Annotated in this window: 17 protein-coding genes; 13 read left to right on the top strand and 4 right to left on the bottom strand. The window is 68.8% G+C overall.

The annotated features are described in order from the left end of the window. Positions 1-200: 200 nt before the first annotated feature. Positions 201-1,826, bottom strand: a complete 1,626-nt coding sequence (locus tag B0F77_RS36410; RefSeq protein WP_143467090.1) for a C39 family peptidase — start codon at positions 1,824-1,826, stop codon at positions 201-203. A gap of 63 nt (positions 1,827-1,889) precedes the next feature. Between B0F77_RS36410 and B0F77_RS36405 the strand changes: the two genes are divergently transcribed. The 10 genes from B0F77_RS36405 (at position 1,890) to B0F77_RS36360 (ending at position 15,666) form a co-directional block, all read left to right on the top strand. Further along, positions 1,890-4,439, top strand: a complete 2,550-nt coding sequence (locus B0F77_RS36405) for an AfsR/SARP family transcriptional regulator (protein WP_086667588.1) — start codon at positions 1,890-1,892, stop codon at positions 4,437-4,439. Beyond that, positions 4,436-5,416: a methyltransferase gene (locus tag B0F77_RS36400; protein WP_086667587.1), complete on the top strand. Its 981-nt coding sequence runs from the start codon at positions 4,436-4,438 to the stop codon at positions 5,414-5,416. Before B0F77_RS36405 ends, B0F77_RS36400 begins: the two co-directional genes overlap by 4 nt. A gap of 24 nt (positions 5,417-5,440) precedes the next feature. Continuing rightward, a complete protein-coding gene (locus tag B0F77_RS36395) occupies positions 5,441-6,349 on the top strand; it encodes a LysR family transcriptional regulator (RefSeq protein WP_086667586.1) in 909 nt (302 codons plus the stop codon). Between the two features lie 115 nt (positions 6,350-6,464). Then, a complete protein-coding gene (locus tag B0F77_RS36390; RefSeq protein ID WP_211294210.1) occupies positions 6,465-7,616 on the top strand; it encodes a CaiB/BaiF CoA transferase family protein in 1,152 nt (383 codons plus the stop codon). Between the two features lies 1 nt (position 7,617). After that, positions 7,618-8,361 (top strand): crotonase/enoyl-CoA hydratase family protein, encoded by a 744-nt coding sequence (locus B0F77_RS36385; RefSeq protein ID WP_086667585.1) that lies wholly within the window; start codon positions 7,618-7,620, stop codon positions 8,359-8,361. A gap of 1 nt (position 8,362) precedes the next feature. Beyond that, on the top strand, positions 8,363-9,085 hold the full coding sequence (locus tag B0F77_RS36380) for an acetoacetate decarboxylase (protein WP_086667584.1): 723 nt from the start codon (positions 8,363-8,365) through the stop codon (positions 9,083-9,085). Further along, on the top strand, positions 9,082-9,918 hold the full coding sequence (locus B0F77_RS36375; RefSeq protein ID WP_086667583.1) for a 3-hydroxyacyl-CoA dehydrogenase NAD-binding domain-containing protein: 837 nt from the start codon (positions 9,082-9,084) through the stop codon (positions 9,916-9,918). The genes B0F77_RS36380 and B0F77_RS36375 overlap by 4 nt, the downstream gene beginning before the upstream one ends. Positions 9,919-9,920: 2 nt before the next feature. Further along, positions 9,921-11,111, top strand: a complete 1,191-nt coding sequence (locus B0F77_RS36370) for an acyl-CoA dehydrogenase family protein (RefSeq protein WP_169731034.1) — start codon at positions 9,921-9,923, stop codon at positions 11,109-11,111. Positions 11,112-11,264: 153 nt separating this feature from the next. Further along, positions 11,265-14,597 carry a hypothetical protein gene (locus B0F77_RS36365; RefSeq protein ID WP_086667581.1) on the top strand — a complete coding sequence of 1,111 codons (3,333 nt, stop codon included), beginning with the start codon at positions 11,265-11,267 and terminating at the stop codon, positions 14,595-14,597. A gap of 19 nt (positions 14,598-14,616) precedes the next feature. Beyond that, positions 14,617-15,666, top strand: a complete 1,050-nt coding sequence (locus B0F77_RS36360) for a hypothetical protein (RefSeq protein WP_143467088.1) — start codon at positions 14,617-14,619, stop codon at positions 15,664-15,666. On the opposite strand, the gene B0F77_RS36355 is transcribed toward B0F77_RS36360, so the two are convergent. Beyond that, a complete protein-coding gene (locus B0F77_RS36355; RefSeq protein ID WP_086667579.1) occupies positions 15,667-16,632 on the bottom strand; it encodes an aldo/keto reductase in 966 nt (321 codons plus the stop codon). A gap of 177 nt (positions 16,633-16,809) precedes the next feature. On the opposite strand from B0F77_RS36355, the gene B0F77_RS36350 reads away from it, so the two are divergent. Then, positions 16,810-17,814 (top strand): polyprenyl synthetase family protein, encoded by a 1,005-nt coding sequence (locus tag B0F77_RS36350; RefSeq protein ID WP_086667578.1) that lies wholly within the window; start codon positions 16,810-16,812, stop codon positions 17,812-17,814. On the opposite strand, the gene B0F77_RS36345 is transcribed toward B0F77_RS36350, so the two are convergent. Both B0F77_RS36345 and B0F77_RS36340 read right to left on the bottom strand, forming a co-directional pair. Then, positions 17,720-18,571, bottom strand: coding sequence for an NAD-dependent epimerase/dehydratase family protein (locus B0F77_RS36345; RefSeq protein WP_086667577.1), 852 nt, complete (start codon positions 18,569-18,571; stop codon positions 17,720-17,722). The genes B0F77_RS36350 and B0F77_RS36345 overlap by 95 nt on opposite strands. Positions 18,572-18,586: 15 nt before the next feature. Further along, the gene (locus B0F77_RS36340) at positions 18,587-19,492 is read right to left on the bottom strand and encodes an NADP-dependent oxidoreductase (RefSeq protein WP_086667576.1); all 906 of its coding nucleotides are present in this window, start codon (positions 19,490-19,492) and stop codon (positions 18,587-18,589) included. A 139-nt stretch (positions 19,493-19,631) separates the two neighbouring features. Here B0F77_RS36340 and B0F77_RS50635 point away from each other — a divergent pair, with 139 nt between their 5' ends. Together B0F77_RS50635 and icmF are read left to right on the top strand one after the other, a co-directional pair. Continuing rightward, positions 19,632-20,885: a helix-turn-helix transcriptional regulator gene (locus B0F77_RS50635; RefSeq protein ID WP_086667575.1), complete on the top strand. Its 1,254-nt coding sequence runs from the start codon at positions 19,632-19,634 to the stop codon at positions 20,883-20,885. A gap of 146 nt (positions 20,886-21,031) precedes the next feature. Next, positions 21,032-24,250: a fused isobutyryl-CoA mutase/GTPase IcmF gene (gene icmF / locus B0F77_RS36330; protein ID WP_086667574.1), complete on the top strand. Its 3,219-nt coding sequence runs from the start codon at positions 21,032-21,034 to the stop codon at positions 24,248-24,250. Positions 24,251-24,263: the final 13 nt, after the last annotated feature.

Here is a 24,263-nt window from a genome sequence, read left to right as displayed (position 1 = left end):
CTACATCCTCGTGACCCCCTCGGCGGGTGCACCCGCTGCTGATTCGCACGATACTTCCGCGCCGAGGGGCCACGATCAGGTTCACACCAACGGGCAGGGTGGGTCTGCTCCGGATCAGTGATGCTGTCCCTGCTCAACCAATTTCGCGTTAGAATCTTTGCTTCGCCGTTGACGTCTGAACTGAACGGCCTAATCGCGGGTCAGGCCGCCCACATCTGCACGGGCGCGATGTAGTTCCACGTGTACAGCTGGTTCGCGCCGTCGTAGCTGCCGTCCGTCCCCGCCCCATAGGTGTCGTGGACGTAGAACGAGCCGTTGTCGTGGTACCCGATCACGACGGACAGGTGGCCGGCGGTCGAGCCCCAGCTGCCGCTCATGATGACGAACTTGCCCTGGTCGAGGAACGCGCGGACCTGGGCCGGGGTGAAGTTGCCCTGTTGGACCGCGGCGCCGTTGCGGGACAGGAAGTCGCGTTCGGATTCCCAGGAGGCGCAGGGGCGGGCCGGGTTGCCGCCGCAGTAGTAGCCGGTGATCCAGCCGTGCGCGCCCTTCCAGCTGCCGGTGCGGGACCAGTCGTTCATGGTGCGGTTGAAGGTGGTGCCGCGGTTGGTGAACTCGTCGGTGATGTAGCGGCCCCATTTCGACCAGTGCGACGACGGTTGTGCGACCTGGACGCCGAACTCGGTGGGGAGTTGGTAGGTGACGAGGTCGATCACGGCGCTGGTCGGGCCGCAGGAGGAGTTGCCGTTGAACTCGTTGCGGGTGTCCCACAGCTGGTGGATGTACTCGGCGCGGTTCAGCCGGCCCATCGTGGTGACCTCGCCGTCCAGTGAAGACGCCTTCAAATCCGAGGCAGCCTTCAGGTAGCCCTTGGCCGGGCTTCCGATGACCGCGGAGCCATCAGCGAACCCCGTCAGCGCGTAGTTGAACGACAGCCCCTCGACGACGCGGGAAGCGATACCCGAGGTCCGGTCCTGGACGTAGACGCCGTTGAAGCCGGCGAACTGGTCGGGCCCGCGGGTCTTGTCGGACACGCAACCCATGACCTCGTACGCCACCTTCGAGCCATCCGCGCTCCACACCGCGCCGCGGTAGTGGTGGCGGGTCTCGCCGATCAGCGAACGGACTGCGCCGTCCTCGGAGACCAGGCCCAGCCATTGCGGGTCGGCGCCGCCGCAGCGGTAGATCTCGTTGTGCTTGATGAAGCTGACGTGCCGTTCGCCGCGCACGTCCACGAGCTTGAAGTCGCGGTACAGCGCGGAGGAGTCGGAGGTGACCAACGGCTTGGCGGCGCCGGACTTCAGGTCGAAGCGCACCAGCGAACCCACGTAGGTGCTGTCGTCGGCGGCGTCCGGGTGCACGACCGCGAGCAGGCCGGTGCCGTCGGAGGTGAAGCCGAGCAGCTGGGGTGCGCGGCCCTTGAGCCTGCCCGCGACGACGCCGTTCACCACCACGTTCTCGCCGTCGGCGTAGGCCAGCGACGAACCGTGGAAGACCGCCGACGTGATCGCGCCACGCGCTATGAAACGAGACTTGCCGTAGCGGTCAAACGTCTGCAACGAGCTACCGCGTGTGCCGTCGAAGTCGGAGATCACGGCGGTATGTGTGCCATCGGCAGAAGACGTTGAACGGACCGTGTACGCGGGGTCGCTGACGTTGACGGTGGCTCTCTTGACGCCGCCGACGACCACGTCGTAGCCGGAACTCGAACGGACGGCGTAGGACTCGGACGGGCTCTCGGAGTAGGGCTCGGCAGCCTGGGCGGGGGACACGGCTGCGGCCAAAGTGCCGAGTGCCACCACCAGGGCCAGTGATGTTTTCGTCATGGGTCAAACGTCAGGGCGCGTGGCATGCGTCCGGTATGCATCCGGTAGTTACGATCAGGAGTTGTGGAGTTCCGGGTGCTCGGGCCGGTGGAGTGTTACGCCGATGACGGCGTGCGCCTGAGCCTTGGGCCGCCCAAGCAACGGGCGGTGCTCGCGCTGTTGCTCGCGCAGCCGGGGCGGGTGCTGTCGGTCGACCGGCTGATCAGCGTGCTGTGGGACGACGCACCGCCCAAGACGGCGCTCAAGAACCTGCAGGTCTACGTCTACCAGCTGCGCAAGATCGTCGGATCACGGCTGTTGTCGCGCCCGCCCGGCTACCTGATGTCGGTCGATCCGGCCGAGCTGGACCTGACCCGGTTCACCGAGTTGCTGGACGTCGCCCGCAAGGAACGCACGCCGCAGCGTTATCGGGAGGCGCTCGCGTTGTGGCGCGGGCCCGCGCTGGCCGATCTTGCCGCGTCCGGGCTGCTGCGCGGGGTCATCGCCCAGGTCGAGGAGTTGCGGCTGGCCGCTCGGGTCGAGTGCGCCGAGGCGGAGCTGGATCTGGGGCGGCACGTCGAGATCGTCGCGGACCTCAACGAGTGGGTGCGCGAGCATCCGTTGAACGAACGCCTGCGTGAGCAGCAGATGGTCGCGCTGCACCGGGCAGGGCGGCCGGCCGAGGCGCTGGCTGCCTACCAGGAGTGCCGCCGGGTGCTCCAGGACGAGCTCGGCGTCGAGCCGGGGGAGTCGCTCAGAAGACTGCAGGCCGAGATCCTGCGGGCGAAACCCGTTGGCGCGTCGGCGATCCGCCAGCTGCCGCCGGACGTGGTCACCTTCGCCGGACGAAGCCGCGAACTCGCCCTGATCAAGGCGCAGACCCGCCGCCAGGACCGGGTCGCGGTGTGCGTGATCACCGGGCAGGCGGGCATCGGCAAGTCGGCGCTCGCGGTGCGGGCGGCGCACGAGATCGCGGCGAACTTCCCGGACGGCCAGCTCTACGCCGACCTGTCCGACGGCGCGTCGGACCGGATCCTCAGCCAGTTCCTGCGGGCGCTCGGCGAACGGCCCGGTGACGAGGAGGCCCTGCGCTACCGGTCGCTCACCGCCTCGCGCCGGCTGCTCGTGGTGCTCGACAACGTTGCCACCGCCGCCCAGGTCAGGCGGCTGCTGCCGACCGGGCCGGGCTCGGCCGTGCTGATCACGTCACGTCGTCCGCTCACCTCGCTCGATGGCGCCTCGTACGTCAAGCTCGGCGCGCTGCCGCTGGAGGACGCCTTCCGGCTGCTGGAAGGCGTCGCCGGAAAGGTCGACGACGCGGCCGGACTCGTGCGCTGGTGCGGTGGACTGCCTCTCGCACTGAGGATCGCGGGCGCGCGGCTCGCCGCTCGTCCACAGTGGACCGCGCCGCTGCTGGCGGCGCGGCTGGCGGACGAGACACGACGGCTCGACGAACTGAAGGCCGGTGACGTCGCGGTCCGGTCGGCGTTCGAGGTCAGTTATGCCGAGCTGGGATCTCCGGCCGTGGCAAGGGTTTTCCGGCTGCTGGGGTTGCTCGACGGGCCGGACTTCGCGGTCGCGGCGGCACGGGCGCTGACCGACGTGCCGGACGTCGAGGAGTTGCTCGCCGAGCTGGCCGACGCGCACCTCGTCGAGGAACCGGTTCCCGGCCGGTTCGCCCTGCACGACCTGCTGCGGCTGTTCGCGCGGGAACGCTGCCGCGGCACGGAGTCGTCCGAGGAACGGTCGCTGGCGCTGGAACGTCTGCACAAGCACTACCTGGAAGCCCTGGCGGACAACCCGACCGACCTGTGGCTCGCCGAGGAACGCGACAACCTGATCGCCGCCGCCCAGCAGGCCTCGCCGGCCGACACGGTCGCGTTCGCCGCCGGGCTGTCCTGGTACTTCCGCCGCCGCTCGGAGGTGGCGGACTGGGCCGCCCTGAACACCCTGGCCTTGGAGGCCGCTCGTTCGCTGGGCGACATCCGCGCGGAAGCGCTGGCGTTGAAGGAACTCGGCGCCGCCTGCGAGCGCGGGTTCAAGTTCGCCGAGGCCCAGCAGCACTGGACGGCCGCGCTGAGCCTGGCCCGTGAGCTGCACGACCGCCAGCTCGAAGCCGTGACGCTCAACAACCTCGGCATCGTGCACTGGCGCCGCCGCGACCTGCCGGCGGCGGTGACCTCGCTGGAGGCGTCGCTGAGGTTGCGCGAGGAGCTGGACGACTCGCAGGGCGCTGCTTACGTGCGCACGAACCTGGGCCTTGTGCACGCGGCGCTCGGCGATCTGGCGGCCGCGCTGGTCTGCTACGAGGACACCCTGACGACATTCCGAGCGTGTGGCGACCGTTCCGGTGAGCTGCACGCGCTGGCGAACATGGCCGACGCCCACCGTCAGCTCGGGTCGCTGGACCAGGCGCTGGAACTGGCCGAGGAGGCGCTGCGGCTGGCGCGTTCGGTGGGGGACCGGCAGATCGAGGCGGGTGTGCTGCTCGACCGTGGCATCGTGCACGAGCTGGCGGGCCGAGCGACACGTGCCAGGGAGTCCTACGGCGAGGCGGTCGAGTTGTCGCGCCGCATCGGGTTCCGCTGGGGCGAGTCGGAGGCTTCACGCAGATTGGCGGGTTTGGACGGATGAATCCGGGCCTGGTGATCGAGCTGACGACCGGCTACTGGCGGTTCAAGGTGATGGCCGCCGCCGTCGACATCGGACTGTTCGCCGCCGTGGATCGGCTTGACCAAGCCACTTCCGCGGAGCTGGCCGCCGACCTCGGCCTGCAACCGCGTCCGTTGCGAATACTGCTGAGCAGCTGCACGGCGCTCGGGTTCCTCACCAAGGAAGGCGATCGCTACCGGAACAGTCCGGTCGCGGCGGAGTACCTGGTGCCGGGCAAGGCGCAGTACTTCGGCGGGTTCGTGCGGTACAACGACATGGTCGGCTACCCGGCGTGGGGCCAGTTGCAGGAGGCGTTGCGCACCAACGCTCCCACGACTTCGCATGCCTCGTTCACGACCTCGGACCCGGTGGTGCTGGACAACTTCTGGGACGCGCTGTTCGCGATCTCGTCGTTCACCGCGATGGCACTCGCCGACGCGTACGACTTCGGGCGTCACCGCAACCTGCTCGACCTCGGCGGCGGGATGGGCCCGTTCCCGGTCGTCCTGTGCGAGCGCTACCCGGACCTGCGCGCGACCGTCTACGACCTCCCGCACGTGGTGCGGAAGGCCACTGCCACGGATCGGATCTCCTTGCACAGCGGCGATTTCCTCATCGACGCGGAGCTCCCGGCCGGGCACGACGTGATCCTGCTCAGCATGATCCTGCACGACTGGGACGAGCAGACCTCGCGCCGGATCCTGGAGAAGTGTCACGCCGCACTGCCTTCCGGCGGCGCGGTCATCATCTGCGAACTGGTGCTGGACGACGACGAGACCGGCCCGGAGATCGCCGCCCTGATGGGGGTCAACATGCTGGTGGAGACCGCCGGCGGGCAGAACTGGACCGGCGCGGAGTACCGGGAGTGGCTCACCGGCGCGGGTTTCCGGGACATCACCACCATTCCACTGCTGTCGGCCGGCGCGAACGCCGCGATCGTCGCCCGCAAACAGGGCTGAGCCGAACGGACTAGTGTCGATCGGGTGGAACTGCTGCACCTCCGGTACTTCGTGGCGGTCGCCGAGGAGCTCAACTTCTCGGCGGCCGCGCGCAAACTGCACATGGCCGCCTCACCGCTGAGTCAGCGGATCAAGGACCTGGAACACGAACTCGGCCGCAGACTGTTCGACCGCAGCACCCACCACGTGGCGCTGACGCCGGCGGGCGCGGCGTTGCTGCCGATCGCGCGGGACGTGCTGGACCAGGTCGGGTCGATCAGGTGGCGCCTGGATCAGGCCGCCACACCCGAGCGGTCCACGGTGTTCGTCGGCATGCCCGCCGGGGTCCACCCGGTGCTGCGTGAGCGCCTCAACGTCCTGGCCGAGCGAGTCGAGGCGCGGTTCGAGGTCAAGCGGTGGCCGGGCACGACCGCGGACCTCGTCGCAGCGGTGAAGGACGGGAAGCTCGCCCTCACGTTGGCGCGTCTGCCCGTGCAGGAGGCCTCTCTTGAGACGTTGCACGTGATGACGGAACGCCTCGGCGCTGTCGTGCCGGCCGACCAGTTCCACGGCCGCGAATCGGTCAAACTGGCGGATCTCACCGATCTCGCGTACGCGAAGGGGCCGGAGGAAATGATGCCCGCGTATTTCGAGCAGCTCGATAGGCAGCTGTTCGAACTGGGCATCAGAAAGCGCATCCAGCTCAGCAACACCGGCTATCAGGGCACCTCGGAGATCGTGTCCAGCGGGCTCGGGTTCTCCGTCTCGATGCTCGACGAGGGCAGCGCGATGCGCGGCTACCAGCTGGACAACATGGCGGTGCTGCCGTTCGAGGACTTCCGCGCACAGCTCGACACCGGTCTGCTGTGGCGGCGCGACCGCGGCGTGAACGGCGACCTCGAAGAAATCATCGAGGCCGCTCGCGAGATTTTCGCGACGCCGATCGTCAAATGAACAATGGTATGACCGCTGTGGTCATACCATTGTTCGCGACATGATCGTTCCCTTTCGCCGAATTGGTCACTAGCTTCGGTTGTACAAGAACGAAGCAGGTGCGAAAGGACGAACGATGACGGACATCACCGCCGGCCCGCTGGCCGGCATCCGGGTGATCGACCTCTCGACCGTGGTGATGGGCCCGTACGCGGCCCAGATCCTCGGAGACCTCGGCGCCGACGTGATCAAGATCGAGTCGCCTGTGGACACCGTCCGCAACGGCCGCTACCGCACCACGCCGGGCATGACGCCGTTGAGCCTCAACGTCAACCGGAACAAGCGCAGCGTCGCCCTCAACCTCAAGGACGAGGACGACCGCGAGAAGGCCCTCAAGCTGATCGACACGGCCGACGTGCTGATCACCAACATGCGCCCCGGCGCGCTGAGCAGGCTCGGCCTCGACCACGCCGACGTCGCCGAGCGCAACCCCGGCCTGATCTACGCCCACGCCCAGGGCTTCCGCGGCGACTCCGACCGCGCGGGCATCGCCGCCTACGACGAGACCATCCAGGGTGCGTCCGGGCTGGTCGACATCGCCAACCGCGCGATCGGGCGGCCCGTCTACCTGCCGACGATCATCGGCGACAAGGTGTCGTCGCTGACCATCGCCTACAGCGTGCTCGCCGCGCTGGTGCACCGGAACTCCACCGGTGAGGGCCAGCGCGTCGAGATCCCGATGGCGGACACGATGATCGCGTTCAACCTCGTCGAGCACCTCGCGGGCCACGCGTTCGTGCCGGAGGAGGGGCCGACGGGCTTCAACCTGTCGATGGCCAAGGGCCACCACGCCGTGCACACCAAGGACGGTCTCGCCTGCGTCGTGCCCTACAACCCGCAGAACTTCCGCGACTTCTTCGCCGCAGCCGGGCGTCCCGACCTGGTCGACGATCCGCGCGTCACGGGCGAGCGGATCGACCCCGGTGACACCGACGACCTGATGGGCCTCCTCGACGAGTGCGCGTCCGCGCTCACCACCGAGGAGTGGGCCGAGGTGTGCGTGAAGCACAGCATCCCCTTCGGGCCGGTGCTGGAGCTCGACAAGGCGCACGAGGACCCCTACGTCCGCGACGGGCACCTGCTCGACGTCGTGCAGCACCCCACCGAGGGCGCTGTCCGCTCGATCGGCATCCCGGTCCGGTTCTCCGCCACGCCCGCCACCGTCCGCCGGCTGGCCCCGCTGCCCGGCCAGGACACCGCTGAAGTGCTCGCCGAGATTGGAGTCTGAGATGACTGTTGTGCGCACCGAGCGCGTCGGCTCGGCATTGCTGATCACGATCGACCGTCCGGAAGCCCGCAACGCCGTCAACGCGGCCACCGCCGCTGAGCTGTCCGCCGCGCTGGACGAGTTGGAGGCCACCCCGGAACTGCGCGTGGGCGTGCTCACCGGCGCAGGCGGCACGTTCAGCGCGGGCATGGATCTCAAGGCCGCGCTGAAGGGCGAGTCGCCGGAGGTCGCCGGCCGCGGGTTCGGCGGGCTCACCGAGGCCGAGCTGTCCAAGCCGTTGATCGCCGCGGTCGAGGGGTTCGCGATGGGTGGCGGGTTCGAGCTGGCGCTGGGCTGCGACCTGATCGTCGCCGCCGAGGACGCGAAGTTCGGGCTGCCAGAGGTGAAGCGCGGCCTGATCGCCGCCGGCGGGGGAGTTGTCCGCCTGCCGGAACGGATCCCGCACCACATCGCGATGGAGCTCCTGCTGACCGGCGAACCGATCGACGGCATCCGGGCAGGGGCGCTGGGCCTGGCGAACCGGGTGGTGCCCGCCGGTGAGACCGCCGCGGTCGCGTTGCAGCTGGCCGGAAAGATCGCCGAGAACGCACCGTTGGCCTTGGCCGCCGTGAAGAACGTGGTGCGTGCGGCTGACCGTTGGGCGGCACAGCGCACCGAGATCGCCAAGCTGATGACGTCGGCCGACGTGCGCGAGGGCATGACCGCGTTCGCCGAGCGCCGCGCTCCACAGTGGACGGGACGCTGACATGGCACTCGGCATCACGCCCCTGACCGCTCCCGCGTTTCCCGCGGTGCAGCCCCGATTCTACGACCGCGAGTACCTGAACATCGTGTACCGCACGGATCCCGACGCGCTGCGGGCGGTCGTCCCGGCGCCGTTGGAGATCGACGAGCCGCTCGTGCGGTTCGAGGTCATGAAGATGAACGACGTCACCGGCTACGGGCCCTACACCGAGGCCGGCCAGGCGATCCAGGTGGTCTTCGACGGCGAACGCGGCGAGTACCTGCACGCGATGTACCTGGACAGCTTCGCCGCCACCGCGTCCGGCCGCGAGGTGAGCGCCTACCCGAAGGTGATGGCGTCACCGACGTTGTACGCCGACAACGGCGCGCTGGTCGGGACGCTGGACTACGGCACGCTCCGGGTGGCCACCGCGACCATGGGGTACAAGCACTTCGAGCTGGACCGCCGTCAGGCCGAGGCGGAGATCACGGTTCCGACGTTCATGCTGAAGACCATCCCCGACTACGACGGAACGCTGCGGGTCCAGGAGCTCGTGCGCACGGAGATCACCGACGTCGTGGTAAAGGCCGCCTACACCGGGCCCGCGCGGTTGCAGCTGTTCCAGCACGTTCTCGCACCGCTCGCCGACCTCCCCGTGCTGGAGGTCGTGTCCGCCAGTCACATCATCACCGACCTGACGCTCGCTCCCGCCAAGCCGGTTCACAACTACTTGGAGGCGTCATGACCACGGTCGCAGTGATCGGTGCAGGTGTCATCGGTCTTTCGTGGGCCCGGTTGTTCTCGGAGCACGGCATGACCGTGCGGGTCACCGACCCTCGTCCGGACCTCGCGGAGGTCGTTCCGGACGGCGTGCAGGTTGCCGCGAGTGTCGCGGAAGCCGTGCGGGACGCGGACTTCGTGCAGGAGAACGGCCCGGAGAACCTGGAGTTCAAGAAGGCGTTGTTCGCGGAACTCGTGAAGGAAGCACCTGCCCACGCCCTGCTGCTCAGCTCGTCGTCCGCGATCCCGTCCACGGCGTTCGCCGAGGGCATCGACGGGTCGCGGATCCTGATCGGACACCCGTTCAACCCGCCGCACGTCATCCCGCTGGTCGAGGTCGTGCCGGGCGAACAGACTTCCGAGGAGTCCGTCCAGCGCGCGGTGGAGTTCTACCGCTCGGTCGGCCGCACGCCGGTCGTCGAACGCAAGGAGATCCCCGGTTTCGTCGGCAACCGGCTGCAGGCCGCGCTGTCCCGCGAAGCCGCCTACCTCGTCGAACAGGGTGTGGTGACCCCGGCCGACCTCGACGCGGTCGTGACGAACTCGCTCGGCCTGCGCTGGGCGACCGTCGGCCCGTTCCTCGGCGCCCACCTCGGTGGTGGCCCCGGCGGCTACCGGCACCTCGCCGAGCACATCGGCAAGTCCATGCAGGGCTTGGAGCTCGGCACCCCCTCGCAAGATCCCGAACGACTGATCGAAGCTGTTGAAGACGCTTACGGCTCCTCCACGTACTCGGAACTGTCCGAGGCGCGCGACCGCAAGCAGCTCGCCGTGCTGACGGCATTGGAGGAGAACTGATCATGGAACGTCTCGAAGACCAGCTGGTCGCCGACTTCTACGACTACGAGGCGCTGCTCAGCGACGAAGAGCGCAAGATCCTGCTGAGCGCCCGCGACTTCATGACCACCGAGATCAAGCCGATGGTCAACGAGTACTGGGCCAAGGGCGAGTTCCCTCGTGAGCTGATCGACAAGTTCCGCGGCGCCGGACTCACCGCGCTGTCCTACGAGGGCTACGGCGAGCACCCCGGAGCCGTCAGCAACCTGCTCACCGGCATGCTGGCCATGGAGCTCACCCGCACCGACGCCTCCGTCGCCACGTTCTTCGGCGTCCACAACGGACTCGCGATGTACTCGATCTACGCGGGCGGCGACCAGGAGCAGCGCGACCGCTGGCTGCCGGCCATGGCCGCGATGGACAAGATCGGCGCGTTCGCGATGACCGAACCGCTCGGCGGCTCCGACGTGGCCGGCGGCATGCGCACCACGGCGCAGCGCGACGGTGACACGTGGGTGTTGAACGGCGCCAAGAAGTGGATCGGCAACGCCACGTTCGCCGACTACGTGATCGTGTGGGCCCGCGACCTGGAGGACAACAACGTCAAGGGGTTCGTGGTCGAGAAGGGCACGCCCGGCTTCGTCGCGGAGAAGATCGAGGGCAAGATCGCGTTCCGGATCGTGGAGAACGCCGAGATCACGCTCACCGACGTCCGCGTGCCGGAAGCGAACCGGTTGCAGCGCATCAACTCGTTCCGCGACGTGGCCGAGATCCTGCGCGCGACCCGTGGCGGCGTCGCCTGGCAGGCGCTCGGCGTGATGATCGGCGCCTACGAGCTCGCGCTGGCCTACTCCCAGGAGCGCAAGCAGTTCGGTCGCCCCATCGCCCGGTTCCAGATGGTGCAGGACATGCTGGTGAAGTCGCTCGGCAACATCACCGCCTCCTGGGGCATGCTCGTGCAGCTCGCCAGGTTGCAGGACGCCGGCATCTTCCAGGACGAGCACTCGTCGCTGGCCAAGGCGTTCGTCACCTCCCGGATGCGCGAGGTCGTCGCCTGGGCGCGGGAGATCTTCGGTGGCAACGGCATCGTGCTCGGCTACGACGTCGCTCGCTTCTTCGCCGACGCCGAGGCGATCTACTCGTTCGAGGGCACCCGCGAGATGAACACGCTGATCGTCGGCAAGGCGATCACCGGGCAGAGCGCCTTCGTGTGACCGTTGGTGCGGACAGGTGTCGCCGGGCAGCAACCGCTGCCCGGCGACATTTTTGTGGTGTGCTCCATAGCTTCAGCGTTGACCGAAAGCGCCGTAACGATCCGATCCTCACCTGCGACAGGTAGTCACCCAGCCCCTACCGGGAGGCGTGACTTGAGCGGTGTCGGCGGCGCGATCGAGCGGCTCGCCGCGTTCCTGAACGGCAACTCGCCACCGCCGACTCCGCAGGAACTGGCCGTGCAGACGGCCGACGACCGCGAACTCGGCACCATGGCGTGCATCGTCACCGCATCCTCCTGGTACACCGACCAGACCGGATCGTCGGAACTGGTCGGGCTGATGTTGACGCGTGCCGTGGAACTGGACACCGTCGTCGACGAGTTCCGGCCGTTGATCGACGTCGTGCTCGACGACGTCGACCTGCACGAGTGCGCCGTCGACGCGCTCGGTCAGATCGACGCGTTCGTCACCGACTGTGCGGACGCGAGCCTGGACGAGGCGATCGCGGTCCTCGGCGAGTTCCGGGACGGCGGGCACCGGCTCGCGATCCGGCCGACCTGCGTCGACGCGCTGATGACGGCGTTGTGGTTGCGGTGGCAGGACTCCGGCCGGGCCGAGGACCTCGACGAGGTGATCGCCACCGGAGCCGAGGACGACGATCTGGTCCGCGCAGCCCTCGCGGAACGCGGCGACGGTGACCGCGACGTCTGGCGTCGGGTTCGTCTCGGCATCGCCATGAGACTGCGCGGCGCTCGTGCCGCCGCCTTCGCACGAACGCGCGACATCGTGCACTTGAACGAGGTCGTGCGCCTGGGAACGGTGGCCATGTCGTTCGTGCCGCGCGACGACAAGCCGTTCCTGATCGCCTCACAGGCCGACGCACTGCAAACGCGCTATCGCCTGACCGGCACCGACGAGGATCTCGACGACGCGATCGCCGCGCGGCGCCGGCAGCGGATCCTGTTCCCGGAGAACGAGGAGGGCTGGTTCCACGCGAGCGCGATGCTGTGCGACCTCCTGCACGCCCGGCGCGAGATCGGTGAGGTGGCGACCGATCTCGACGACCTCATCGACCTCAACGAGGACCTGCTGCGCGACGTTCGCGTCCAGCAGGAGCACCGGACCGAACTGGCGTGGATCCAGGCTCGGCGGCTGCGTGAGCGGTGGACGAGGACGGGGTTCGCGGACGATCTCGGCAGGGCGGCCGCGCTCGCACGTGAGCTGGCGGGTCAGGCCACCGATCCCGGACTGCTGTCGTCGCTCGGGTTCATGCTGTTCGAACAGTCGTCGTTGACCGGCGACCTGGACGATCTCCGGTTGTCGGTCGACCTCGGGCGCCGGTCCGTGAATCCGCCCGGCCCGGTGTCGGAGCAGGGACGCCGGCTGTCCAACCTCTTCGCCGCCGAGTCGAGGCTGGCCGAGGAGACGGGCCGGATCGAGGACTTCGACGCCGCGATCGCCACCGCCCGTGCGACGGTGGCGCTCTTCGGGGAAGCGGAACCGAAGCACGCGGAGTTCCTCGTGAACCTCGCGGCCGGACTGCGCGGGCGCTATCTCGTGTCCGGTGACCAGGACGATCTCGGCCAAGCGCTTCAGCACACCCGTGCCGCGTTGTCCGGACCCCTCGGCGAAGCGGGGCGGTCCCGGTGCCGGGCACTGCTGCTCCACCTCCTCGCGGATCGGCTCGACCGGTTCTCCGATGCGGCGGCGTTCGACGAGGCCAGGTCGGTGATTCAGGCGGGCCTGGACCTGGATCCGGCCTGGCTCGGCGGTGTTGCGCACTTCGGTGACGTGGTCGACCGCCGCAGTGCGGAGGCAGGCATCGATCCGGGCGCGGGCCAGGCGCTGTTGTCGTTGCTGAACCAGGGGATTCTGCAGATGTGCGTCGAGATGGCGAGTGTCGGTGCCGAGACGCGCAATCCGGCCGTGCTCGACCTGGCGATGGCGACGCTCGATTCGGCCGAGTCGATCGGCGGGGCACCGGATCGGGCGATCTACCTGGGGCTGCGTGGCCAGATCCTCTTCCGGCAGTGGCAGCTCAACGGTGTGCGCGGCGATCTCGACCGGGCGATCGGCCTGCTGACCGACGCCGCCTCCGCGACCGAGCGGACGGCACCCGCCTGGGCCGCGGACAACCTGAAGGACGCGGCCTACCTGCTGTTCCGCAGATATCGGCGGCGCAGTCATCGGGCGGACCTCGAGGAGTCCTGCCGGCTGCTGGCACGCGCGCTTCCGTTGACCGGCGAGGACGCCGAGCTGCGCGCCACCGTCGAGGAGAGGTTGCACAGCCAGCGGCGGCATCTCGTCAAGGCCCCGATGATGCTCGTGCACAGTGACGTCGGCGAGGCCGATCGTGAAGGCTTGAGCTCGCCGCTCGGCGTGTCCGCACTCCACGCCTGGAACAACGGTGAGCCTCGCGAGTCAGGGCTCTCGTGGGTTGGAGCCGGTGGTGACGCGGCGGCTGATCCGGGTGATCCGCGCGTGTTGTTCCTGCGCACGTTCACTGGTGACGGCACGGCCTACGAGGTCATCGACAGTCTTGCGGCGGCACTGGACGGTGGCTCCGGGCGGATCGAGATCGTCACCGACCAACGGGACCGTGACGCCATCGACCCGCGCGTCGACATCATCCCGGCGACGCGGGAGAACTGGCCTCGCGTCGTGCTGGAGCGGATGTTCGCCGCGGACGCCATCGTGTTGTACCTGTCGCCCAAGGACGTCGACTTCCCGGAGTTCCCGTTCGCCGACTCGCGGCATCAGATCGCGACCGGTGAGGAGTTGCAGGACGCGTTGGTGGACGCACCGATGTCGCGTCCGATCACCGGCCCTGGTCTGCTGCGCGAGGTCGCCTACCTCAACCGCGCGAACATGCTGCCGATCACCGTTCTGGTGTGCGGCGAGCGGTACCAGGGCACGTTGAACGACCTGATCGCGCTGGCGGGGGCGATGGGCGACGCGACGGACTTCGCCGGGAACCTCCTCACCCCGCGGTTCACCGCCACCGACAAGCAGGTCGGCCACCTGCACAAGGCGTACCGCGGCATCAGCTTCCAGCCTGGCGGGACCGGTCTCACGGCGGCGATCCGCACCGCGCTCGCGGACCTGCGGGCCGAGAACGTCACACGACAACCGGTTCCGTGGCGGCTGCAGGATCTGTGGGGCCGTTCGCCCGACCCGAGGAACCTGCCGCCGGACAACGCTGCCAAGATCATCGAGTTCACCGACGTGGAGGAGCTGCTCTTCCTGCCGGCCGGCGAGATCACCGAGATCAGCCACGACCAGATGCTCGTCGTCCTCGACCGCGAGGCGATCGCCCACGGGTGTCCGCACTGCCGGGCTGCAACGGATCGGATCTTCTTCTTCGTTGAAGGTCTGCACACCGCGCGGGAACTGGCCGAGACCGAACTTTCCACCGCCAGGGCGAGATGCCAGGTCTGCGGCAGGAGGTCGAGCTACCTCGGGCTCGGCCACCTGGAACCGATGTAGGAACGAAAGGATGTGCGCGATGCGGCCCACGATCGTGATCACCGGTAGCGGTTCCCTCGGCCGTACCTACGAACCGAATCTCAAGGACGGGGAGATGATCCCGGCCGCGAGCGAGGCGATCGGCCGTGAGCTCGCCAAGGCCGGATTCGACCTGGTCGTGTTCTCCAGCAGCGAGAACTACATCGAGAGAGATGTGGTGAAGGGCTATCTGGCAGAGCTCGACGCCCAGCATCCAGGCGAGATCGTCGTCCACACACCACACAGCCGCGACGTGGACTTCGGCGTCCCGCCGCACTTGAAACACGTGCTGAAGGTGCGGAAGAACCCGGCCTCGGAGTGGGAGGTCTCCTATTACCGGGCGTTGTTCGAGGCCGACAGCCTGCTGCTGATCGGCGGCGGTCGTTCCACCCGGATCGCGGGTGTGATGGCCATGGCGCAGAGGATGCCGGTCTTCGCCGTCGCCTGCTTCGGCGCGAGTGCGCTGACCGTGTGGCAGACCTTCAACGAACCCAAGAACGACGTCACCCAGGACGATCTCGACCTGATGGGGGCGGACTGGGGCGACGACTCGGCCGCACGGTTGGTGAAGAGCCTGCAGGACCAGCTGACGCGGCGCGGCGAACATCGGCGCCAAGAGCAGCAACGAGAGAAGAGCGCACGTCGGTCCCGCACGGCGCACGGGGTCGTGGCTCTTCTCTCGCTGGGCTTGGCGGTGTTCAGCATCGTGCTGGGAGCTCAGACGACGAACTTCACCGTGGCTCTCGCCTGCGTTCTCGGCGGACCGCTGCTGGCAGCGGTCGGTGGCGCGATCGTGCACGACATGACGGTGGCGACCTCGGACTTCATGCTGGCAGTCGTGCGTGGCGCGGCCACGGGTATCGCCTCGGTGTTGCTGTACGTGGTGTCCCAGCAGGTGATCGCCACGACCGCGCTCGACATCGCGGCGCTGCACAAGCTCACGTGGTTCGTGGTCGCGATCGGCCTGCTGGCAGGCGTCACCGTCGACCTGGTGTGGGCCAGGATGCGCAACGCCGACGTGCTGTCCGATCAGCCGTTGAAGATCAAGTGATCAGGAGTGACCGGCGATGCGGTGCGGCACATAGGCTTCCTCCAGCAGCCGCACCTCGTCGTCGGTCAGCGTGAACTCCAGCGACGCCACCGCGTCGTCGAGCTGCGCCGGCTTCGTGACACCGACGATCGGGGCCGTCACGACCGGGTTGCGGTGCAGCCACGCCAACGCCACCTGGGCGCGTGAGACACCGCGAGCGGCGGCAACGGCGGCGACCTGTTCGACGATCGCGCGGTCCGTGTCGACGTACAAAGTGGACCCGAACTCGTCGGTCTCGGTGCGCGCGGTGACGGCGTCCCAGTCACGGGTCAGCCGGCCGCGGGCGAGCGGGCTCCACGGGATCACGGCGACGCCCTGGTCCGCGCACAGCGGCAGCATCTCGCGCTCCTCCTCGCGGTAGAGGAGGTTGTAGTGGTTCTGCATCGACACGAACTTCGTCCAGCCGTTCTGCCGTTGCGTGAACAACGCCTTGGCGAACTGCCACGCGTACATGGACGACGCGCCGATGTAGCGCGCCTTGCCGGACTTCACCACGTCGTGCAGCGCTTCGAGCGTCTCCTCCAGCGGGACGTTCGGGTCGAAGCGGTGGATCTGGTACAGGTCCACGTAGTCCGTGCCCAGCCGGCGCAGCGAGTTGTCGATCTCGGCGAAGATGGCCTTGCGGGACAGGCCCGCGCCGTTGGAGCCCTCGTGCATGCGGCCGTTCACCTTGGTGGCGAGCACGATCTCGTCGCGGCGGGCGAACTCCCGCAGCGCACTGCCGGTGATCTCCTCAGAGGACCCGGCGGAGTAGACGTTGGCGGTGTCGAAGAAGTTGATGCCGGCTTCGAGGGCGGCCTTGATGAACGGCCGGGAGTCCTCCTCCGGCAACGACCACGGGTGGCCGCCCCGTGCCGGATCTCCGTAGCTCATCATGCCGAGGCAGATCTCGGACACGTCCATGCCGGCGAGCTTGGTGTAGCGCAAGGTAAGCCCCTCAAGAAGAACGACGGTCTCGGTCGGGTGACGGTGACGACAACCCGTGCAACATCAACGTAGTCCCGCTCGCCGGATCGTGCCCCTCTTTAACACGTCAGTGGCACTGGTGTTTGAGCGTTGAGCTGCGGGTTTAGCGTGATTTCCCGTGGTCTGGGAGGAAAGCGCATGACGAGCATCGACGTGGTCGCGCCGCCGCAGGACGTGCTGGAGCGAACCCGTGCCGTGGTCGAGCCGCTGTTGCAGGCCGCGCTGGCCGACCTTCCGGACGAAACCCGCGAAGTGGTCGAGTACCAGCGGTCCGACTTCACCACGGCCGCGCTGGCGTTGCTGTCGGCCGAGACGATCGGCGACTCTGCCCCGGCGGTCCGGGTCGCCGTCGCGCTGGAGCTCGCTCACCAGCACGAACAGCTGCACGCGGACCTGATGTCCCGCGCGGTCAGCCGTGGTCACCAGCCGAGCGCGTGGGTGGAGTTCGGCGACGACCGGGCCGTCTCCGCGGCCGACGCGCTGCTGTCGCTCGCCTTCGCCAGGCTCACCAAGCCCGAGGTGATGATCCTCAACGTCGCCCTGCTGTCCGTTGTGGACGGTTATGTCCAGGAAATCGAGATGGGCGAACGGGACGACGTGGACATGGCGGAACATCTCGGCGTGGCGGCGGCGAAGCACGCAGCGCTGGCCACCTGCGCGTGCGAGCTGGGTGCCCTGGCCGGCGGTGCGAGCAGGAGCCAGGCCGGGCACCTCAGGGAGTTCGGCGACGACGTCGGCCTGGCGCGCAAGCACATGGACGACGTGGAGGCCATCTGGGGCGGCGCCACCGTCAGCGGCCGGCCGCTGTACGACGACCTCGCGCACGGCCGCCGCACCCTGCCGGTCGTGGCCGCGATCGACGCCGGCACCGACGTCTACGCCGTGGCGGCCGAACCCCGCGAGCTGGCCGACCTGGTGGAGCGGGCCGGTGGGCGCAGGTGGTGCGAGCAGCAGGCCGAACTGCTGCTCGCCCGCGCCCTCAACCACCTGCGGCAGGTGAAACCGAGGGCGCGGGCGGCGGACGAGCTGTTCGGGCTCGCCAGGGAGGTCACGACCGCCAGGTGTGCGCGGGCTCGAACCCCAGCACCCGCCGTGCCTTCTCAATCGACAGCAGAGTCTCGTGCGGACCAAACTCCCGTTTGAGCGGCACGCCGGGGTAGACCTTCGCGACCAGCTCGTCGTTCGGCGTCGTCATGCACGTGTCGGCGTTGGCGATGATGAACACGTCGAAGCCCGTCGCGTTGTGTGCCAAAGCCTTCCGCACGGCCTGAGCGCCGTCACGTGCGTCGATGTACGACCAGAGGTTCCACTTGCGCGAGAGAGGGTCGGCGTCGAACGGGAAGCGCTCGTAGTCGTGCGGCTCCATGACGTTCGAGAACCGCAGCCCGATGATCTTCATCTCCGGCTCCCACCGGCAGAACTGCTGGGCGAGCGTCTCGTCGACGAGCTTGCCCAGCGAGTACGACGTCTCCGGGCGCCCCGCGTACTCCTCGTCGATGGGGATGTACGGCGGGGGAGTCTCGAACGGCAGACCGAGCACCGTCTCGCTGGACGCCCACACGACATTGCGCACGCCCGCCAGCCGTGCGGCGGCAAACACGTTGTACGTGCTCGTCACGTTGTTGTGGAACGTCTTGGCGTTCGGCGCCACGCCCGGACCGGGAATCGCCGCCAGGTGCACCACGGCGTGCAGCCCGGCGTACCTGTCGTCGATGCCGCTGATCGCCTCCACGACCTGGCCGTAGTCGGTCAGGTCGACGCGGGTGAACTCGCACCCCTGAGGGGCCGGGGGAGCGGCCTGGTCGAGGTTGTGGACCTCCCAGCCGTGCTCCAGCAGGTCGGCCACGACGGCTCGCCCGAGCTTGCCACTGCCTCCGGTCACCGCGACACGTTGAGTCATGACTCAAGTATCGCCTCAGGACGACGGACGCAGCACGATCTTGCCGTCCGCGTGACCGGTCGCGCTCAGTTCCTGCGCCTGGCCGGCCTCGGCCAGCGGAAGGCTCTGCGCGACACGCACCCCGAGCTTGCCGTCGGCGGCGAGGCGGGCGTACTCGGTGAGCTGGGCGCCGAACGGGCCTCCGCCGGCGGAGAACGTCACGCCGAGCTCGGCGGCCGACGGGTCGGCGATGGTGACGATCCGATCGGTGCCGCCGCGCAGCTCGATCGACACCGGCAGGTCGCCCTGCCCGGCCGCGTCGAACACGGCGTCGACGCCCTGCGGCGCGGCAGCGCGCACCCGGTCGGCGAGCCCGTCACCGTAGGCGACCGGGATGGCGCCGAGAAAGCGCAGGTAGTCGTGGTTGCGGGGCGACGCGGTACCGATGACCGTGGCGCCGCGGGCCACCGCGAGCTGGACGCCGACGGCGCCGACCACGCCCGCCGCACCGTGCAGCAGCAGCGTGTCGCCCTCTCCGACCTTCAGCGTGTCGAGCACGCGGACCGAGGTCTCGACGGCCACGGGCAGTGCGGCGGCCGTGTCCCAGTCGAGGTCCGCGGGCTTGGCGGCGAAGTCGGTGGCCAGCGCGTGCTCGGCGTAGGCGCCGGTGACGGTCCAGGCCAGGACCTCGTCGCCGACCGCGACGCCGGTGACGCCCTCGCCGACCTCGTCGACGACGCCGGCCGCCTCCAGGCCCGGGATCGCGGGGAAGGACGGCGCCATGTGCGGCATCCAGCCGTTGCGGATCTTGTAGTCCAGCGGGTTGACCGCCGCGGCCACGACCTTCAGCCGCACCTGACCCGGTCCGGCGTGCGGTTCCGCGACCTCGTCCAGGTGCAGGACCTCCGGGCCGCCGAACTCGCTGTAGGTGATCGCCTTCATCTCTGACTCCAGATGTTCGCCGTTTGGTTGATACATCAACGCTAGCGACCGGCAGGTGCCGTCCGAGCCAGTACTTCGGCTAGTCCCAACTGACCGAAAGACCAGTCGGGCACCTGTCCGAACGGGCTACGCTCGGACCATGGACCTGCAGACGGCCGTCGACGTGATCCAGGCGCCGCTGGGCGAGATGCTGCCCCGGTTGTCCGATGCGGTCGCCGCGACCATTCCCCACCGCGCGGTCGCCGAGTTGTCCAACTGCTCGTTCGCGCCGTTCAAGTTCCGCGGCGAGTCGCCAGGGCCGTCGGCCACGATCGCCGATCTCGCCGCGCTGCGGCCGCTGGTGCCCGCGCGGGGAACCTGGCAGGGGCGAGCGGTCATGGCCGGCGTCGAGGTCCCCGTGGTGGTGCTGTCGAGCGCCGTCTCCGAGCCGAACGCGCTGCTGGTGCTCCTGCGCGCCGAGGACACGCCGGTGCCGGAGGAACTCCTGGCGCCGGCGCAGGCGCTGTTCGACGTGGTCACCGCGCACATGGAGGGCCTGCGCAACGAGGCGGTGCCCGCGACGCTCGCCGTGTCCCGGGCTGCCTCTGCGGCGCGTGCCGTGACCATCTCCGACCTCGGTGACGCCTACGGGACGGCGCTGACCGCGCTGCTCGACGTGCTGCGCGACCGCGCCGTGGACGACACCGCCGCCCGCACGCGCGCCGTCGACCTCGCCGTCACCGCGCTCGTCGACCTGCGCTCGCGCGCCGATCTGGAGAGGGCGCTGACCGAGGAACGCGCCGGTGACGCCTTCGACCGTCTCGCCGAGTCGCTGCGGCGGGTGCTGCGCGGCCGTGACGTGCGGCTGGACCTGGGCACGCCCGGCGCGGAGGAGGGCGCGGACCGGGTCCTGCCCACCGAGGTCGCCTCCACGGCCAGTGCGGTCGTCCGCTCCGCCGTGCACGCGATGCTGGACGACCAGCGCGGCGTCCGTCGCGTCCACATCGGCTGGAAGGTCGTGGCCACGACGATCAGGGCGACCGTGCGGGACGACGGTCCCGGCACCCTGTCCTGCGGCAGCCTCGACACCCGCCGCGTCCCCGAACGCCTGGGACCGCTCGGCGGCAAGGTGCAGGTGGACGCGGTTCCGGGCTGGGGCACGACGGTCACGATCGAGGTGCCGCTCGGCCCGCCGGAGAACCCGCGCGAGGATCCGCTGACCGTGCTGGGCGCCCGCGAACTGGAGGTGCTGCGCCACCTCGCCCGTGGGCGGCGCAACCGTGACATCGCCGCGGACCTGCACATCAGCGAGTCCACGGTGAAGTTCCACGTGGCGAAGATCCTGGAGAAGCTCAGCGTCGGCTCACGCGGCGAGGCGGCCGCACTCGCGCACGAGTGGGGCGCCGCCCGCTAGTCACTCGCGTCCGGCCGCTGACCTCGGGCGAAGTGCTCCGCGAGCGAACCTGTGGCCGGTGGCGGGACCATGTCGCTTCCTGCTCGATACAGAGACCTGGACCACCCTCAGTTGCACGTCCAATAGTAGGAAGTCAAACTATTCACATGACGTCGACGTCTTCTGGCACTTTGCACAAGCCGGCGAACCCGGTGCGCTTTGTGACCGCGTCCAGCCTGTTCGACGGCCACGACGCCGCGATCAACATCATGCGGCGGATCCTGCAGGCGCAGGGTGCGGAGGTCATCCACCTCGGGCACAACCGGTCGGTGGCGGAGGTCGTCAACGCCGCTATCCAGGAGGACGCGCAGGGCATCGCCATCAGCGCGTACCAGGGCGGGCACGTCGAGTACTTCTCCTACCTGGTCGAGCTGCTGAACGAGCGCGGCGCCGGGCACATCCGGGTCTACGGCGGCGGTGGCGGCGTCATCGTCCCCGAGGAGATCGAGCTGCTGCACTCGCGCGGAGTCGCGCGGATCTTCTCGCCGCAGGACGGGCAGACGCTCGGCCTGGCTCGCATGATCAACCTGATGATCGAGGAGTGCGACCACGCGCTCGCCGAGCCGTTCAGCCACGACGCGTTGCTGACCGGCGCGGACGAGGCGCTCGCCCGCGCGATCACGCAGATCGAGGCCGGGACCGCGCAGCCACTGGAGACCACCCGCAAGGTGCCGGTCCTGGGCATCACCGGCACCGGTGGTTCGGGCAAGTCGTCGCTCACCGACGAGCTGGTTCGCCGCTTCCGGCTCGACCAGCAGGACAAGCTGCGCATCGCCGTGCTCGCCGTCGACCCGACGCGTCGCCGTGGCGGTGGCGCGCTGCTCGGCGACCGCATCCGGATGAACTGCCTCGACGGCGACCGCGTGTTCTTCCGTTCGCTGGCCACGCGCCGTGCGGGCAGTGAGATCCCAGACGGCCTGGAGCAGGCCATCGTGGCGTGCAAGGCGTCTGGCGCGGACCTCGTCATCGTCGAGACGCCCGGCATCGGTCAGGGCGACGCGGCCATCGTGCCGTTCGTGGACTTCTCGCTGTACGTGATGACGCCGGAGTTCGGCGCCGCGTCGCAGCTCGAGAAGATCGACATGCTCGACTACGCGGACGCCGTGGCCATCAACAAGTTCGAGCGTCGCGGTGCCGAGGACGCACGCCGTGATGTGGCGCGTCAGATGGTGCGCAACCGCGAGGCGTTCGGCGTCAAGTGGGAGGACATGCCGGTCTACGGCACGTCCGCCGCGACGTTCAACGACGACGGCGTCACCGCGCTCTACCAGTTCCTCCGCGACGGCCTCGTCGACCACGGTCTCGCGGTTGAGGAAGGCTCTCTCGCGACCGTCAACGGCAAGACGTCGACTTCCGCTTCCACGATCGTGCCCGCATCACGCGCGCGCTACCTGTCCGACATCGCCGACACCGTGCGCGGTTACCACCGCAAGACCGACGAGCAGGTCGAAGCCGTCCGCGCGCACGTGCAGCTCACCGGTGCGCAGAAGGCGCTGGAAGCAGCCGGAAAGACGGTCGCGGACATCGCCGAACTGGCGGACGCGGCCGAGCGCAAGGTCGACCGCGACACCGCCGACCTGCTCAGAGCGTGGCCGGAGACTCGTGAGCAGTACTCCGGCGACGAGCTCGTGTTCAAGGTGCGGGACAAGGAGATCCACACCAGGCTGACGCGGGAGACGTTGTCCGGCAACCAGGTCCGCCGGGTCAGCCTGCCCCGGTACGACGACGAGGGCTCGCTGCTGCGGTTCCTGCGCAAGGAGAACCTGCCGGGCTTCTTCCCGTACACCGCCGGCGTTTTCCCGTTCAAGCGCGAGGGCGAGGACCCGGCGCGCATGTTCGCCGGCGAGGGCGACGCCTTCCGCACCAACCGCCGCTTCAAGTACCTGTCGCAGGGCAACCCGGCGACCCGCCTGTCGACCGCGTTCGACTCGGTGACGCTCTACGGCCGCGACCCCGACACCCCGCCGGACGTCTACGGCAAGATCGGCACCTCCGGCGTCTCGATCGCGTCGCTCGACGACATGAAGGCGCTCTACGACGGCTTCGACCTCGTCGCGCCGACCACGTCCGTGTCGATGACGATCAACGGCCCGGCGCCGACGATCCTCGCCTACTTCCTGAACACCGTGATCGACCAGCAGGTCGAGAAGTTCAAGGCGGACAACGACCGCGAGCCCACCGCCGAGGAGCACACCCGGATCAGGGCCTTCGCGCTGGCGAACGTCCGCGGCACCGTGCAGGCCGACATCCTCAAGGAGGACCAGGGCCAGAACACCTGCATCTTCTCCACGGAGTTCTCGCTGCGCATGATGGCGGACATCCAGGAGTGGTTCATCCAGCAGCAGGTGCGCAACTTCTACTCGGTGTCGATCTCCGGCTACCACATCGCCGAGGCCGGCGCGAACCCCATCAGCCAGCTCGCCTTCACGCTCGCCAACGGTTTCACCTACGTCGAGTCGTACCTGGCGCGCGGCATGAACATCGACGACTTCGCGCCGAACCTGAGCTTCTTCTTCTCCAACGGCATGGACGCCGAGTACAGCGTCATCGGCCGGGTGGCACGGCGGATCTGGGCCGTGGCCATGCGCGACCGCTACGGCGCTGCGGAACGTTCGCAGAAGTTCAAGTACCACGTGCAGACGTCCGGCCGTTCGCTGCACGCGCAGGAGATGGACTTCAACGACATCCGCACCACGCTCCAGGCGTTGTGCGCGCTGTACGACAACTGCAACTCCTTGCACACCAACGCCTACGACGAGGCGATCACCACTCCCACGGAGTCGTCCGTCCGCCGCGCGATGGCCATCCAGATGATCATCAACAAGGAGTGGGGCCTGTCCGCGAACGAGAACCCGCTGCAGGGCTCGTTCGTCATCGACGAGCTGACCGACCTCGTCGAAGAGGCCGTGCTGACGGAGTTCGACCGCATCTCCGAACGCGGCGGCGTGCTCGGCGCGATGGAGACCGGCTACCAGCGCGGCCGCATCCAGGACGAGTCGATGCTCTACGAACAGCGCAAGCACGACGGCTCGCTGCCGTTGATCGGCGTCAACACCTTCCTGCCGGAGGGCGGCGAGCGCGAGGTCGTGAAGATCGAGCTCGCCCGCGCCACCGAGGAGGAGAAGCAGTCGCAGGTCGACCGCACGCGGGCGTACCAGGCGGCGCACCGCGACGAGGCCCAGAAGGCGCTCGCTCGCCTGCGTGAGGTCGCGCAGACGAACGAAAACGTGTTCGCCGTGCTGATGGACGCCGCACGCGTGTGCACGCTCGGCCAGATCACCGAGGCGTTCTTCGAGGTGGGCGGCCAGTACCGCCGCAACATCTAAGCAGGCTGCCAGA

This window comes from Lentzea kentuckyensis, from assembly GCF_002150765.1.
GTDB classification, from domain to species: Bacteria; Actinomycetota; Actinomycetes; order Mycobacteriales; family Pseudonocardiaceae; genus Lentzea; species Lentzea kentuckyensis.
Note: the sequence above shows the minus strand (reverse complement) of the source record. Positions and strands in the feature narration are given on the sequence as shown.